This window comes from Streptomyces sp. NPDC051173, assembly GCF_040689515.1.
In the GTDB taxonomy this organism is placed as follows: domain Bacteria; phylum Actinomycetota; class Actinomycetes; order Streptomycetales; family Streptomycetaceae; genus Streptomyces.
In genome coordinates, this window is record NZ_JBFBBD010000186.1 from 1 (window position 1) to 1,182 (window position 1,182).

Annotated in this window: 1 protein-coding gene; it reads left to right on the plus strand. The window is 69.1% G+C overall.

Annotation, left to right across the window (positions count from 1 at the left end; translation table 11 throughout):
• Positions 1-1,145: transposase (locus tag AB0435_RS34265; protein ID WP_366428755.1), on the plus strand; the 1,145-nt coding region annotated here is incomplete at its 5' end.
• Positions 1,146-1,182 lie beyond the last annotated feature (37 nt).

The window sequence follows — 1,182 nt, forward strand, 5'->3', positions numbered from 1 at the left end:
TCGGCGAGATGCTGCGTGATCACTGCTCGCTCTACAACGGCGCCTTGCGGGAACGCCGCGATGCCTACCGGCACGTCTCCAGGACCACCGTCCGGTACGGGGACCAGTCGGCGCAGCTCAAAGAGATCCGGGCGTTCGACCCGGAGCGTCAGGGCCGATGGTCGTTCAGCTCGCAGCAGGCGACGCTCAGGCGTCTGGACAGGGCATTCGCCGCGTTCTTCCGCCGCGTCAAGACCGGGGAGAAGCCCGGCTATCCGCGCTTTCGGGGTATCGGCCGGTTCGACACCGTGGACTTCCCCAGGGACGGGGACGGCTGCCGCTGGGACGCCACACCGCACGATCCCGTCACCCGTGTCCGCTTCCAAGGTGTCGGGCACGTCAAGGTGCATCAGCACCGTCCGGTGGCCGGCAGGGTCAAGACGGTCTCCGTCAAGCGTGAGGGCAAGCGCTGGTACGTCATCCTGACCGCCGAGCAGGCCGCGCCCGAGCCGTTGCCCCAGGCCGGCAGCGTGGTCGGCATCGACCTTGGCATAGCCAGCTTCCTTGCCGACTCGGACGGCCACTTCGTGCCCAGCCCGCGTCATGGCCGGAAGGCCGCCGCGAAGCTCGAAGAAGCGCAACAAGCGCTCAGCCGGTGCAAGCGCGGCAGCAAGCGCCGCCGCAAGGCCGTGGAGAAGGTCGCCCGACTGCACCGCAAGGCAGGCCGCCAGCGCCTGGACCACGCGCACAAGACCGCGCTCGGCCTCGTACGCGAACACGATTTCATCGCGCACGAAGACCTCAGGATCCGCAACATGAGCCGGGCTCCTGCACCGAAGCCCGACCCCGGCCGGCCGGGCAGCTTCCTGCCCAACGGGGCCGCGTCCAAGGCCGGGCTGAACCGCTCGATCGCTGATGCCGGATGGGGGGTGTTCCTCGCGATCCTGAACGCCAAGGCTGAAAGCGCCGGACGGGAAGTGATGGCCGTGGACCCCCGCAACACCTCCCGGCGATGCCCCGCATGCGGGCACACCGCCAAGGAGAACCGGCCCACACAGGAGAAGTTCCACTGCGTCGCCTGCGGCCACCACGCACACGCGGACACGGTGGGCGCCCTGAACGTTCTACGGGCCGGGCTGGTCCGTCGCGAAGCTCAACCGGCATAGCGAGAAGCCACCCCCTTCAGGGGGTGGAGGAGTCACG